The 12,914-nt window shown below is 62.3% G+C and carries 12 protein-coding genes; 5 read left to right on the forward strand and 7 right to left on the reverse strand.

Annotated elements, in window-relative coordinates; genetic code table 11:
- Positions 1-3: 3 nt before the first annotated feature.
- From pdxA to B3B04_RS08160, 5 genes are all read right to left on the reverse strand, one after another.
- Positions 4-1,050 (reverse strand): 4-hydroxythreonine-4-phosphate dehydrogenase PdxA, encoded by a 1,047-nt coding sequence (gene pdxA / locus B3B04_RS08140; protein ID WP_292041822.1) that lies wholly within the window; start codon positions 1,048-1,050, stop codon positions 4-6.
- Positions 1,050-2,405: a peptidylprolyl isomerase gene (locus B3B04_RS08145; RefSeq protein WP_292041765.1), complete on the reverse strand. Its 1,356-nt coding sequence runs from the start codon at positions 2,403-2,405 to the stop codon at positions 1,050-1,052. The genes pdxA and B3B04_RS08145 overlap by 1 nt, the downstream gene beginning before the upstream one ends.
- Before the next feature lie 95 nt (positions 2,406-2,500).
- A complete protein-coding gene (locus B3B04_RS08150; protein WP_292041766.1) occupies positions 2,501-4,930 on the reverse strand; it encodes an LPS-assembly protein LptD in 2,430 nt (809 codons plus the stop codon).
- Positions 4,931-4,988: 58 nt separating this feature from the next.
- Positions 4,989-6,092: an LPS export ABC transporter permease LptG gene (gene lptG / locus B3B04_RS08155; RefSeq protein WP_292041767.1), complete on the reverse strand. Its 1,104-nt coding sequence runs from the start codon at positions 6,090-6,092 to the stop codon at positions 4,989-4,991.
- The gene (locus B3B04_RS08160; RefSeq protein ID WP_292041770.1) at positions 6,089-7,219 is read right to left on the reverse strand and encodes an LptF/LptG family permease; all 1,131 of its coding nucleotides are present in this window, start codon (positions 7,217-7,219) and stop codon (positions 6,089-6,091) included. The genes lptG and B3B04_RS08160 overlap by 4 nt, the downstream gene beginning before the upstream one ends.
- Before the next feature lie 157 nt (positions 7,220-7,376).
- On the opposite strand from B3B04_RS08160, the gene B3B04_RS08165 reads away from it, so the two are divergent.
- The 4 genes from B3B04_RS08165 to B3B04_RS08180 are packed head-to-tail and all read left to right on the forward strand — an operon-like array spanning position 7,377 to position 10,000.
- Positions 7,377-8,852, forward strand: coding sequence for a leucyl aminopeptidase (locus tag B3B04_RS08165; protein ID WP_292041771.1), 1,476 nt, complete (start codon positions 7,377-7,379; stop codon positions 8,850-8,852).
- Between the two features lie 28 nt (positions 8,853-8,880).
- Positions 8,881-9,342 carry a DNA polymerase III subunit chi gene (locus B3B04_RS08170; protein ID WP_292041773.1) on the forward strand — a complete coding sequence of 154 codons (462 nt, stop codon included), beginning with the start codon at positions 8,881-8,883 and terminating at the stop codon, positions 9,340-9,342.
- Between the two features lie 8 nt (positions 9,343-9,350).
- Positions 9,351-9,677 carry a hypothetical protein gene (locus B3B04_RS08175; RefSeq protein ID WP_292041774.1) on the forward strand — a complete coding sequence of 109 codons (327 nt, stop codon included), beginning with the start codon at positions 9,351-9,353 and terminating at the stop codon, positions 9,675-9,677.
- 26 nt (positions 9,678-9,703) lie between these two features.
- Positions 9,704-10,000, forward strand: coding sequence for an I78 family peptidase inhibitor (locus B3B04_RS08180; protein ID WP_292041775.1), 297 nt, complete (start codon positions 9,704-9,706; stop codon positions 9,998-10,000).
- 45 nt (positions 10,001-10,045) lie between these two features.
- Here B3B04_RS08180 and B3B04_RS08185 read toward each other — a convergent pair whose 3' ends face one another.
- Positions 10,046-10,288, reverse strand: a complete 243-nt coding sequence (locus B3B04_RS08185) for a DUF2164 domain-containing protein (protein ID WP_292041778.1) — start codon at positions 10,286-10,288, stop codon at positions 10,046-10,048.
- Positions 10,288-12,183 (reverse strand): ABC-F family ATP-binding cassette domain-containing protein, encoded by a 1,896-nt coding sequence (locus B3B04_RS08190; protein WP_292041780.1) that lies wholly within the window; start codon positions 12,181-12,183, stop codon positions 10,288-10,290. Before B3B04_RS08190 ends, B3B04_RS08185 begins: the two co-directional genes overlap by 1 nt.
- Positions 12,184-12,320: 137 nt before the next feature.
- Here B3B04_RS08190 and ndk point away from each other — a divergent pair, with 137 nt between their 5' ends.
- Positions 12,321-12,740 (forward strand): nucleoside-diphosphate kinase, encoded by a 420-nt coding sequence (ndk, locus tag B3B04_RS08195; RefSeq protein ID WP_292041782.1) that lies wholly within the window; start codon positions 12,321-12,323, stop codon positions 12,738-12,740.
- The last annotated feature ends 174 nt before the right edge of the window (positions 12,741-12,914 follow it).

The following is a 12,914-nucleotide window of genomic DNA, read 5'->3' on the forward strand; positions in this document are numbered from 1 at the left end:
GTGTTAGCGCGTCGCGCGCTTGGCCGCCATCTCGGAAGCCAGTTTTACTGCCGCAATAAAGCTGTCGGCGCGGGCGATGCCCTTTCCGGCGATATCGAACCCCGTGCCGTGATCGGGCGAGGTGCGCACAATCGGCAGGCCCAAGGTGGCATTTACGCCGCCCCAAAAGTCCAGCGTTTTCACAGGGATGAGCGCCTGATCATGGTACAGGCAGATATGCGCATCGTACCGTTTGCGGGCGTCCTCGTGAAACAGGGTGTCGGCAGGCAGCGGGTCGGTGATGTCGATACCTTCGCCGCGCAGCTGGGCCGCTGCGGGATACAGGATTTCGACCTCCTGCAGACCTATGGAGCCGCCTTCGCCCGCATGCGGGTTCAACCCCGCCAGCGCGAGGCGCGGTTTGGCAATGCCAAAGTCACGCTTCATCGCCTCATGCACCACACGGGTGATGCGGGTGACGCGCTCGAAGGTCACCAGCTCGGGCAGTTGGTCGATCGGCACGTGGATCGTCACCAGACAGGCACGCAGGTCTTGGGCCGTAAGCATCATGACCGGACCACGCGTACCGACGAACGGCATTTCGGCGGTCAGTTCGGCGATGAACTCGGTATGGCCCGGAAAGCGGAAGCCCGCCGCATACATGGGCGCCTTGGCGATAGGGGCCGTGACCACGCCCGAACCTTCGCCCGACATGCACATGTCCACAGCGCGCTCGATCCAGTCGGCGACGGCGGGGGCATTTCGAGGGTCGGGTTGTCCGGCCACCACGGGGGCGGGCGCGGGCAGGTCCATCACTGGAATGGCACGGTTGAAGACTGAAAAGGCGTCAGACGGCGCAATAACCGATTCCACCGGCAGGCCCTGACGCGCCAGAATGGTCGCATCGCCCAGAACCACGAAGGGCAGGGGGGCTGGCTTGAGCACCGATTGGCGCTCGGTACGCAGCACGTCCCAGCCCTTGGCGATCACTTCGGGGCCGACGCCTGCGGGGTCGCCCATCGTCACAATGAGGGGACCGCCTTTGCGCGCCCCCATCATTGGCTCGTCCATCATTGCTTGATTTCGATCAGGGCATCTTCGCGCAGGTCACGCAGATAGCGGCGACCCAGCATGGCGAAGTTCTGGCCTTGCAGGCGGTTTTCGATTTGCTGACGCGACGGGGCCTCTGGGCCGCCCAGACGACGGTCGCAGACGGCCAGCAGGTGCAGACCCAGCGGCGAGCGGACGGGATCGGACACAGTGCCGATCTGGGCCGAGCGCGCCACTTGCTGGAACTGCGGCAGCAGGTCCGACACGTCGGCTTCGCCCAGGTCGGCACCCAGCAGGCCGTCTTGGCCACGGGCAACGGTCAGAATGTTGTCGCAGGTCAGCTGGCTACGCACAGCGTTCAGGCGGGCGGAGGCGGCGCTGACCTCGGCTTCGGTGGCCGTTTCGGGCAGTTCGACCATGACCTGTTTCATCGAAACGAGGCTGGTGGCGGCACCGGCGCGCTTGTCACGCATGTAAATGATGTAGACGCCGCCCTCGACCGGAATCGGGCTCGACAACTGGCCGACTTCGAGAACGTCGAGCGCCGATTGCAGGGCCGGCTGTACCGTGCCTTGAACCACCCAGCCGGCATCGCCGTTACGGGCGGCTGACGGGGCCGAGGAGAACTGGCGGGCCACGGCCTGGAACGGTGCACCCTGAACCATTTGCTGCACCAGCTGGCGGGCACCGTTCATGGCTTCCTGCATGCCGCCGACGCGGGCTGCGTCCAGATAGATCTCGCCGATCAGATATTGCGGCTTGGTGGCCGACTCTGTCAGCTGACGCATGGCCTGATCGACCTGGCTGCGGCTGACGCGGGCGCGGTCACGGAAGCGGCCGACGGTCAGGTCCGACCAGCCCAGACGGGTGCGGATGCTTTCGCGGAAAGCCGGAATCTGGATGCCGCCCTGGGCGAGGAACTGCATATAGGCTTCGGGCGTGGCACCGACTTCGCGGGCCATGCTGGCGATTTCGCGGTCGACCTCCTCGTCCGAGATGCGCAGTTGCTCGAACTTGGCGATTTCCTGCGCCTGCAGGCGCTCGTCGATCAGGTCGTTCAGGGCCTGTTGTTGCAGAGCCGGAAAGGTTTCCGGCGTCGGCTGAACCTGCGTCATCGCGATGGTCATCAGGATGCGCTGGCGCAGGTCGAAACCGGTGATGATTCGGTCATTGACCGAAGCCACCACGCCATCGGCCATCTGGAACTGGGATTGTGGGGCCGCGCGCACCGGTGCGGCTTCCGCAGCCGGGTTCAGGGTCCCTGCGGCCTGTTCCGAGGAGGGCGGCGGTGCCGATTGTGCAATGGCTTGGCCCAGAGTGGCGGCTGCCAGCAGGGCAGCCACTGCTGCACCGGTAGTGAAACGCTTGAAACCCATCGTCAGTCCTGATTCCCTAGAACGGTCTGTACCCGGCCCTTACAGGGGCCCGATGCAGGCGGAAGCGGCGTATGATCAATGATCATGCGACCTCCTTACCGAAATTCGCTGCGATCATAGCCTGTCCCGCCAAAAGTGGCGAGGTTTAGGCGGAAGAAGATACCTTCGGACGGACCGGTGGGGCGAACACGCGTGTTATCGCGGCGCCAGCCGATCTCGAACCGGAAGCAGTCGTCGTCAAACAACACACCGACCTCGGAGCGCGTGATTTCATTACGCTCCAGATCGGCGATGCCGCGCACTGTCATGCCCCAGTTGCGATAGACGAACTGCTGGGCGGCCAGTTGGACAAATTCATAGTTGCGGTTGAACTCGCCCGGCACGGGGTTGGAGCGGTCCAGAATATAGCTCAGCGCACCCGAGTTGCGGCGGCCCCAATCACCACTGATAGTGGCCTCGGCACGACGGAAATTGCCGTCCTTGTCCGCGACGGCGTGGAACCAGCCGCGCATGCGGTCGGACGGATCGAAGGTGCCCTGAACCACCCAATCGGAAGCCCGGCCCGCCAAGCCCGACGGATCGTAGAGTTGGCTGACATCGTCTGGAACGGGGGTCAGGAAGTCGTCGTTGTCCGTGTCGCGTACGCTGCGACCCACGAACAGACTGGCCGAGCGGTTGCCGTCCCAGTTGTAGGTTACGCGGCCGCCCGCCGTGAAGCGAAGACCGCCTTCCATCAGGTCATAGCCCGGGAAACGGTCGGTGCGGAACAGGGTGATGTGGTCCAGTTCCAGCGTCTGGCTGTCTTCGTTGGGGATGAAGCGGCTGGTGCGGACCTGATTGGACACCGACAACTGGGCCATCGGTTCAAGGATCAGGCTCCCGTTGGTGCCAACCGGACGGAAAAGCGGATAGGACACATCGACCCCGGCCAATGCGCGACCCCGGGAGATAAAGTCATCCTCCGCACCGAGCAGGACATTGACGTCACTGACCGAGTAGAAGTCTGCGCGCAGGTCCACGAAAGGCTCATAACGGATGCCGATTGCCGAGGTCATAACCCGGCGCCACTCCAGCTGGCCGGTGATGCGGCGGCTGTCGACGCCCAGCAGTTCCTCGACGCCGACGGCTTCGGGGCGTTGTGCGGGGTTGCCGGAGTATTCTCCGCGCGTCAGGGCCACGGCGCTGCCCATCAGGCGGAGGCGTCCTCCCAGAACTGAACCTTCCGGCTCCCAGCGCGCATCGACGATCGGCGCGACCAGCGGCAGGCTGTTGTCGGATTCAAAGATGTTCAGCGCAGGCGTGATGTCGTTGAACTGAGCGACGCGCAGGCTCTGGATGCTGAAGGCGGCAACCGAAAGGTATGAACGCTCCGTTTGGCGTTCGGTGTACAGCTGGCTGATCAGGCGACGGCGATCGCCATAGTAGAGGCCGTTGTCCTGATAGGGGTCTTCGACATCGTATCGGTCAAACAGGGTCTTGTCCGACACCCGCTCGGCGGTAAAGCCCCAGCGCCATGGTCCGGGCAGGTCAAACTCGCCGTGGGCCAAGATATAGGATCTGTGGGTGCGATCCCCGAAGGCCACGTTTGATTCAGCCTTGCCGTCGCCGTCCTGGTCAAAGTCGCCGAAGTTGCGGGCATAGGTATAGCCACCGCGCGCCACCACCGTGCCGTCATTGAATCGACGACGCCATTGCAGGTTCAAAAACGGCGGGACTTTGGAGTTAAATCGCGGATTGAAGAGCCAGTCTTCCGATGGCGATACCACGTGCAGATAGGGCACTTCGGCTGAGATGCCGCGAGCGCGGTCATAGTCGACGCGCGGGATCAGGAAACCCGAGGCACGATCTACTGACGGGTCGGGGTGGGCTAGTACGGGCGTGTAGAACACCGGCACCCCGCCAAGACGGATCACCACATTGCGATAAAGGATGGCCCGCAGTTCCTCATCCTGCACGGCCTTCTCGGCTTGGAAGCTGAGGGCAGGCTTGCGGTCCGGATCGTCTTCACAGACGGGGCAGGGGATGAACAGTACGCGGTTCAGCTCGGACACGTTTTCCGAACGTCGCACGGCGGTGGCGGCCATCAGGGTGGCACCGTCCGGCGTGCGGGTAGCGAGATCGACCGCGATGCCGGTGCGCAGCTGGTTGTCCAGTTCCAGCTGGCTGGCGTTGACCACCACGCCATCGGGCGAGATCAGCTCGACCTGACCGGAGGCGGTAGCAATGCCCGTCTTCAGGTCATAGGTGAAGGCTTCGGCGCGCAGATTGTGCTGGCGGAAACGGGCAAAGACGCGGGAATCAGCCGCGCCCTGTGCGGTCACCAGATCGGCGTCGCGTTGAGCTGCATCGGCTTCCACATAGACGGCTTCAGGCGTCAGCCCGTCATCTTCCTGCACCGTGACGCGGGGCGCGTCCTGCGCAGAGGCCACGCCTGCCGACAAGATAAGGGGCAGACCCACCAGGGCAGCACCGGCCATCAGCTTCAGGCGCAGGGCTCCTGCTTTGGGGCTATGGCGGTCACGCATACAGTTTTCCCGTGTGGATCGGATCATTTTCGCCTCAACAAGAGGGTCAGTGTCCGGATTACCCGTCTTCGGTATAGATCAGCAAGGTGATGGCGGCGAGCGCGGTCAAAATCGCAGGCAACCACGCGGCCACAAACGGCGGAACCACCTCTGCCGATCCCATGGCGGCAGAAAATTGATTCACAAAATAAAAGGCAAAGCCCAAAACCACGGCTGAGACCGCCATACGGGCCATGTCTCCCAAACGCATCAGACGAAGCGAAAATGCTGCCGCCAGAATGGACATGGCTGCGAACATCAGTGGCGTGGCCAACAGTTGTTGCAGACGCAGGTCATAGGATGTCGAGGCAAAGCCCGCGCTGTTGATGCGGCTGATCTGCTGCGGCAGTTGCCAGATGGACAGCGACTGGGGGCGGGCGAACTGCTGGAAGGCCTCTTCATTGGCCAGGTTAGACGGCAGATCCATGGTCGCGTACTGCATCGCGCGCTGGCCGCTCTGCCCGCCGACCGCATTGGTCAGGCGCCAGCGTCCGGCGTTCAGGGTTGCGGTCTCGGCATCGATCCGCTCGCTGAAACGGCGCTTGCCGTCTTCAGACGTGGTGTAGATGAAGAAACTGGCCCCCAGCAGTTGACCATTGGCGCGGTTCTGGCTGGCACCGCGAATGATCATCTGGCGCGCATCGTCGCCTTCGCGCAGCCAGACGGGAGCCTGGGCGGTATTATCCTTGCCGAAGTTGTTGATGCGGCTGCGCTCGGACTGCCAGTGGGCGTCACCGGCGGCGGCCAGCGGGCCGATCACGGTAACCGAGGCGATACCCAGCGCAAAGGCACAGGCGGCGGCTGGCAGCACGAACCGCCACGCCGAAATGCCCGCGGCCCGCATAGCGATCAGCTCGCTGCGGCGGTTCAGGCTGACATAGGCCCCAAGCGTGCCGAACAGGAAGACAAACGGCAGCAGTTGGACAATCACCGCCGGAGACTTCACCCCGACAAGGCCCAGCACCTTGAAGCCCGACAGTTCCCCGTCAGAGTTCAATCCGCGAGAGACCTCGACAAAGTCGATCAGCATGACCAGGGCCGCGATCACGGCCAGAGCCACACCCAACGCTTTCAGCTGCTGGGTCAGAACATAGCGTTCGATACGTCCGAGGCGCAGGGTCATGCCACGGCCTCCTTACGCATCAGGGGCAGGGCGCGGCGCTTTTTGGGCTTCAACGCGCGGAACAGGACCCGCAGAGCAATCGCCGTCGCGGCCAGCGGCACCAGATATTGAAGTATGTTCAGCGCAGGGACGGAGGCGGCACCGGCCACCAGTCCATAGCCAATCACCCGCACCACCAAGAACAGGCCCGCAGCCTTGGCGATACGCGCGCCATAGCCGGTGCGGCTGAAAGCCCCGCCCAGAATGGCCGCCAGCGCAAAGGCCATGCCGGTCAGGGCATAGAGCGGAGAGGACAGGCGCGAATGGCCTTCTGCGGCCAGTTCACCGCGCGTGCCCGCCATTTTCAGGGTTGCCGCGTCCGGCATGAACAACTGGTGCATCCACAGGTCCGATGCCTTGTAGCGGATGCTCTGATCCGTGCCGCGCGCATATGGCGTGAGGTCGATGGCATAGTTGTCGAATGACAGGTAGTTCAGCACCTGTTGCGAGGAATAGCGCTGCATCGAGCCGTCCTGCATGGTCAGCACCGGAATACCGTCGATGCGACCAAAGCGGGCGGTTTCGGCATCCCACGTGGTAACGCTGGTGCCATTGTCCAGATAGACGAACAGGTTCCGCATCAGGCCGTTCTGCTCGATGTTCTGGACGTAGACGGCCAACCCGTCCGGCCCCTGAACAAACTGTCCTTCCTGCACCAGAAGCGCCGCCAGATCAGTGCGGATGGCGAAGGTCTGGCGACGGCCCTCGCGCTGGCCCCACGGTTGCAGCAAGGTGGTGGTCAACAGGCCGACCACCACCGTGATCACCGCAATGGTCAGGGCCGGCTTGATGAGCGCCCAGCGACTCATCCCCGCCGCATAGGCTGCGGTCAGCTCTTGTTCGCGTTGCAGGCGAGTCAGTGCCACCAGCGCACCCACGAACAGGCCGATGGGCAGGATCACCGCCAGCAACTGGGGCAGGGCCAGCAGGGTCAGCTTGATCATCACCCAGATGCTCTGGCCGCGCTCGACGATTACCTCAAGTTGTTCAAGGCTTTGGCTGAGCAGCCCGATTCCGGCCAGCGCGCCGAGGGCCGCCAGAACTGGCAGGCCGATCTGGCGAAACAGGTAGCGTTGGATGATCGTCATAGGGGAAGGATGAACGCTTTTAAATGTACGCCTGTGTTGCAGGCGCGGGCGATGCGGGCCATGTAATACACGTCCGAACGCACCGACGGAACTGTTGGCGCGTTCCTGTCGAAATTCAAACGCCACCAGAGAAGATTTTTCTGGCCGGAGAAGTTTTATGCAGATTCAGTTCGTCGCTTCCGCGGAACAGTCGCAGTACCTCGCTGTGATGGTTCAGGAAGAACGTCAGTTGGCGGGTCTTGGTTCGAAGCTGGATGCAGCCGCCTCGGGCGCGCTGACCAAGGCCATGGGTTCGGGCCGTTTCAAGGGGGCGTCGAACACGACGCTGTCGGTTCTGGCACCCGCAGGCGTCGACGCTGACGCCGTGCTGCTGGTGGGTACCGGCGCTGCCGAAAAGTTCGATGATCTGGCCGCCGAAGCCTATGCCGCCTCGGCCTATGCTGCGGTCAAAATGTCGGGTGCAGAAATCCTGACCATCGACACCACGTCTCTGTCGCCGGAACAGGCTGCCCGCGCCGCCTTCGGTGTGCGTCTGGCCTCGTACCGCTTTGACAAATATCACACCAAGCAAAAGCCGGAGAAGGTGCCGTCCATCAAGACGGTCCGCATCCTGACGGAAAATCCGGTCGCTGCCGAAGCCGCTTTCGAGCCTCTGTCGGCTGTGGCTGACGCTGTGTTCTTCTCGCGCGATCTGGTGTCGGAACCGGCTAACATCCTTTATCCGGCAGAGTTCGCACGTCGCGTGAAGGAACTGGAATCGCTGGGTGCCAAGGTGGAAATCCTGGGCGAAGCGGAGATGGAAAAGCTGGGCATGGGCTCGCTGCTGGGCGTCGGCCAAGGCTCGCGTCGTGAAAGCCAGCTGGCCGTGATCCAGTGGAACGGCGGCAAGGCCGGCGAGCAGCCGATTGCCTTCGTCGGCAAGGGCGTCTGCTTCGACACCGGCGGCATCAGCCTGAAGCCTGCTGACGGCATGGAAGAAATGAAGTGGGACATGGGCGGCGCTGCTGCCGTGGCCGGCCTCATGCATGCTCTGGCCGGTCGTAAGGCCAAGGTGAACGCTGTCGGCGTTCTGGGTCTTGTCGAGAACATGCCTGACGGTAACGCCCAGCGTCCGGGTGATGTGGTCACCTCCATGTCCGGTCAGACCATCGAAGTGCTGAACACAGACGCCGAAGGCCGCCTCGTTCTGGCCGATGCGCTCTGGTACACCCAAGACCGCTTCAAGCCGAAGTTCATGATCGATCTGGCAACCCTGACCGGTGCGATCATCATTTCGTTGGGTAACGAATACGCTGGCGTGTTCACTAACTCGGATGAAATCGCCGAAGGTCTGGCTGCTGCCGGTCCGAAGGTTGGCGAGAAGTCGTGGCGTATGCCGATCCCGCCGGAATACGAGCGTCACATCGACAGCCCGATCGCCGATGTGAAGAACATGGGCAATGGCCGCGCCGGTGGTTCGATCACCGCGGCTCTGTTCCTGCAACGCTTCACCAACGGCGTGCCGTGGGCGCACATCGACATCGCCTCGACTGCGTGGGTCAAGGACTCCAAGAACCCGACCGTGCCGGACGGCGCTGCGGGTTATGGCGTACGCCTGCTCGACCAACTGGTCGCTGACAAGTACGAAGCCTAAATCGCTTCAAATCGGGGGTAGGGCCTAGGTGTCCGACACGAAAACGGAAATCTGGTTCTACCACCTCGAGCGGTCATCGCTCGATCAGGTGTTGCCGGGCCTGCTGGAGAAAACCCTCCAGCGGGGCTGGCGCGCCTTGGTGCGCGTGAAAGATGCTGCCAGCATCGACGATATCGATGAGAAACTGTGGACCTATCGACCCGCCAGCTTCCTTCCCCATGGAAGATCGGGCGGAGAGTTCGATGCCGTTCAACCGATACTGATTTCCGACACAGGCGAGAATTTGAATTCCGCTCAGGCCCTGTTCATCGTTGATGACTCAGAACTGGGTTCTACGACGGAGTTTTCTCGGTGTTTCATCATATTCGACGGTCGGGACGAGCAGTCACTTCAGCATGCACGCGGACGCTGGAAAGCGCTGAGGGGTGCGGACGCCGATCTGGCTTACTGGCGCCAGTCCGAGGAAGGGCGCTGGGAGCGGGCAGCCTGATCCTGGCTGTGGCCCTTGCGGCCTGTGGTCCCACGACGCGGGCCCCCACATATGCGACGACGTCTGCGCCGATCGGCCCGCAAGGTGTGGCCGAAGTGCGTGCCCAGCAACCCATCGGCACCCAGATGCCACAGACCAATGCCGACATGTGCAAGGCGGGCGAGTTGCAATGGCTGGTAGGGCGTCAGCGCAGCGAAATTCCTGTTCCGGTCGATGTGGTCAACCGTCGCGTGACCTGCACCGCATGTCCGGTGACCGAGGATTACTCCCCCTACAGATTGAACATCTTTTATGATCGTGAATCGGGTCGCATCGAGCGGATTAGCTGTGGCTGATCAGCAAAAACAAAGGGATAGGCCTTATGTTTAAGATAATTCTACAAGGCGCAGCGGTGGCGCTGGGTGTCTCGGCCCTGGCGGCCTGCGCGCCGGTGCAGCAGGGCGATGGGCATGACTCTACTGTCGATGCCACCCAATGCCGGATCGAGGACTGGCAGTCGTGGGTAGGCAAGCCGCGTAGCGAACTGCCGGCTGCCGCGCCCAACCTCGTCTTCCGCGTCCTGTGTGAAGAGTGCATGGCGACCATGGACTATCGCAGCGACCGGGTGACATTTACCTATGACGACAAGGGCATCATCAGCCGCGTCAGCTGCGGCTAAGACCTGAAAAAAGGCCGCTCCGTATCGGGGCGGCCTTTTTTGCGTTCAACGTTCCATGCCGTACAGGGCGTCGGCTGTATCTTCGACCTTGGCGCGGATCAGGGTCTCGGCATCGCGCAGCCCGCGATTGTAATACAGACGCCCTATGTGCTGCTCGATAAAGCCCACCAGCATTTCAGCCGGTAGACGACCCAGCTCCACATCCTGCTCATCGCGGAGCCAGACCCGCAGACGGTTGGCGGCTTCGTCGCGTTCGTCGGCGGTCAGGATGGGAGCGGGTTTCGACATCAGCTAACCTCGGCCAGTTCTTCTTCGGCAGCGACCCAAGCCGCTTCTGCATTTTCCAGTTCGGTCTGAAGCTGGGCACGCTTGCGGCTAAGGGTTTCGAACTTCTTCGGATCCTTGGCGGCAGCAGCTACGAGCTCATCGTCGACCTTGGCGATATCGGCCGAGATGGCGTTCATGGCCTCTTCGGCCTTTTTCACAGCGTGACGCAGGGTCGAAGGCGACTTGGTTTTCTTTTTGGCTTGGCCACTACCGTTCGCGCCGCGGGCGCTCTCTGCTTGAGTGGCCTGCGCCTTTTCTTCCTTCTTCACCTGCGAGGGCTTCATGCCCTGTTTGGCGCGTTCCAGAACGAATTTGGTGTAGTCGTCCATGTCGCCTTCGAACGGCTTCACCGTGCCGTCGGCGGCCAGCCACAGGCGGTCGGCCACCAGCTCCATCAGCGAGCGGTCGTGGGTGATCAGGATGACCGCGCCGGTATATTCGTTCAGCGCATCCAGCAGGGCGCGGCGGCTGTCGATATCCAGGTGGTTGGTCGGTTCATCGAGGATGAGGATGTGCGGCGCATCCATGGCCACAAGGTTCAGCAGCAGGCGCGCACGCTCGCCACCCGACAGGGCGGCCACCTTGGTGTCCTGCTTCTCGAACGGCAGGCCCCATTGGGCCAGACGTGAGCGGCGGCTGTTCTCGGAGGCTTCGGGCATGGCGCGCAGAATGATCTGAAGCGGCGTGTCTTCGGGGTCCATCGCCTCGATCTGGTGCTGGTGGAACCAGCCCACGCGCATCTTGCCGTCACGGTGGAACTCGCCGGTCTGAACGTCCAGCGCCTTGGCGATCAGCTTGGCAAAGGTTGATTTACCGGCACCGTTCACGCCCAGCAGACCGATACGGTCATCAAGGTCCATGCGCAGGTTGAGGTTGCGCAGGATGGGTTTGCCTTCCTCATAGCCCACGTTCGCGCCTTCCAGACGGATGAGCGGCGGCGGCAACGGGCGTTCCGGCGACGGCAGGATGAACGGAGCCACGCGCTCTTCGGGCGGCAGCTCGATCCGTTCCAGCTTCTCCAGCTTTTTGACGCGCGACTGGGCCTGTGTGGCTTTGGAGGCCTTGGCCTTGAAGCGGTCGATGAACTTTTGCAGGTGGGCGCGCTCGGCGTCCTGCTTGGCCTGATTGGCCTGCATGAGACGCAGCTTCTCGGAGCGCGTCTTCTCGAACGTGTCGTAGTTGCCGGTGTACAGGTCCAGCTTACGGTTCGACAGGTGCAGGATGTGCGTACAGACCGAGTTCAGCAGGTCGCGGTCGTGCGAAATCATCAGGGCGGTGTGCGGATAGCGCTTCAAACGCTGCTCCAGCCAGACCACGCCTTCAAGGTCGAGGTAGTTGGTCGGTTCGTCCAGCAGCAACAGGTCCGGCTCTGCGAACAGGGCCGCCGCCAGTGCCACACGCATGCGCCAGCCGCCCGAGAAGTGGGCCATCGGGCGCTGGATGTCTTCTTGAGAGAAGCCCAGACCGACAAGGATTTCAGAGGCGCGGGCCGGAGCGCTGTCGGCGTCGATCTCGATCAGACGCATCCAGATTTCGCCCATCTCTTCCGGCTCGGCGGTCTCGAGGCGCGTCAGAAGCTCGTGGCGCTCCTTGTCCGCTTCCAGAATCGTTTCCAGCACGCTGACGGGCGTGGCGGGGTGTTCCTGATCGACCGAGGCCACGCGGGCGTTCTTCGGAATCGATACCTCGTCGCCATTGGCGGCCAGACCGCCAAGGATGATCTTGAACAGAGTCGACTTGCCGATTCCATTACGGCCCACCAGACCCACCTTGGAGCCCGGTGGCAGGGCGACAGAGGCATTGTCCAGAAACTGGCGGCCCCAGGCGCTGAAGGTCAGGTTGGAAATCTGTAGCATATTGACCGGAACTGTTCGTGTCGCACGCGGCGGTCCACAGGGGAGGAATGCGGCGCGAAATCGTTGAGGTTGGAAAGGACGAAGCAGAACGCTATAAGCCCGCGACCCTTTCTTTCCAAACACAAGAAGTCACCACCATGACCGAACGTACTTTCTCGATCATCAAGCCGGACGCCACCCGTCGCAACCTGACCGGCGCCATCAACGCTGTGATCGAGGGCGCTGGCCTGCGCATCGTCGGCCAACGTCGCATCAAGCTGACCGAAGCCCAAGCCAAGAAGTTCTACGAAGTTCACGCCGAGCGTCCGTTCTACGGCGAGCTGGTTTCGCAAATGATCGCCGAGCCGGTCGTGGTCCAAGTGCTGGAAGGCGAAAACGCCGTCGCCAAGTACCGCGAAGTCATGGGCGCCACCAACCCGGAACAAGCTGCTGAAGGCACCATCCGCAAGCAGTTCGCCCTGTCGATCGGTGAAAACTCGGTCCACGGTTCGGACTCGCTGGAAAACGCCAAGATCGAGATCGAGCAGTTCTTCACCGACGCCGACATCGTTGGCTAATGGTGATGTCGCCTGATCTCAGGTGACAACGCGATTTGAAAAGGCCCCGCTGGCATGTACCGGCGGGGCCTTTTTGTTACTGTTTCCAAGACTTTCTTCGCCGATCTCGGTTGAGCAACTCTTTCTTTCGTTCCTCCAAGGAGGCACGTAAATCATTTTCTAGTTCTGGAAAGT

Origin of the sequence: Brevundimonas sp. UBA5713, from assembly GCF_002419815.1 — a bacterium.
Classification (GTDB): domain Bacteria; phylum Pseudomonadota; class Alphaproteobacteria; order Caulobacterales; family Caulobacteraceae; genus Brevundimonas.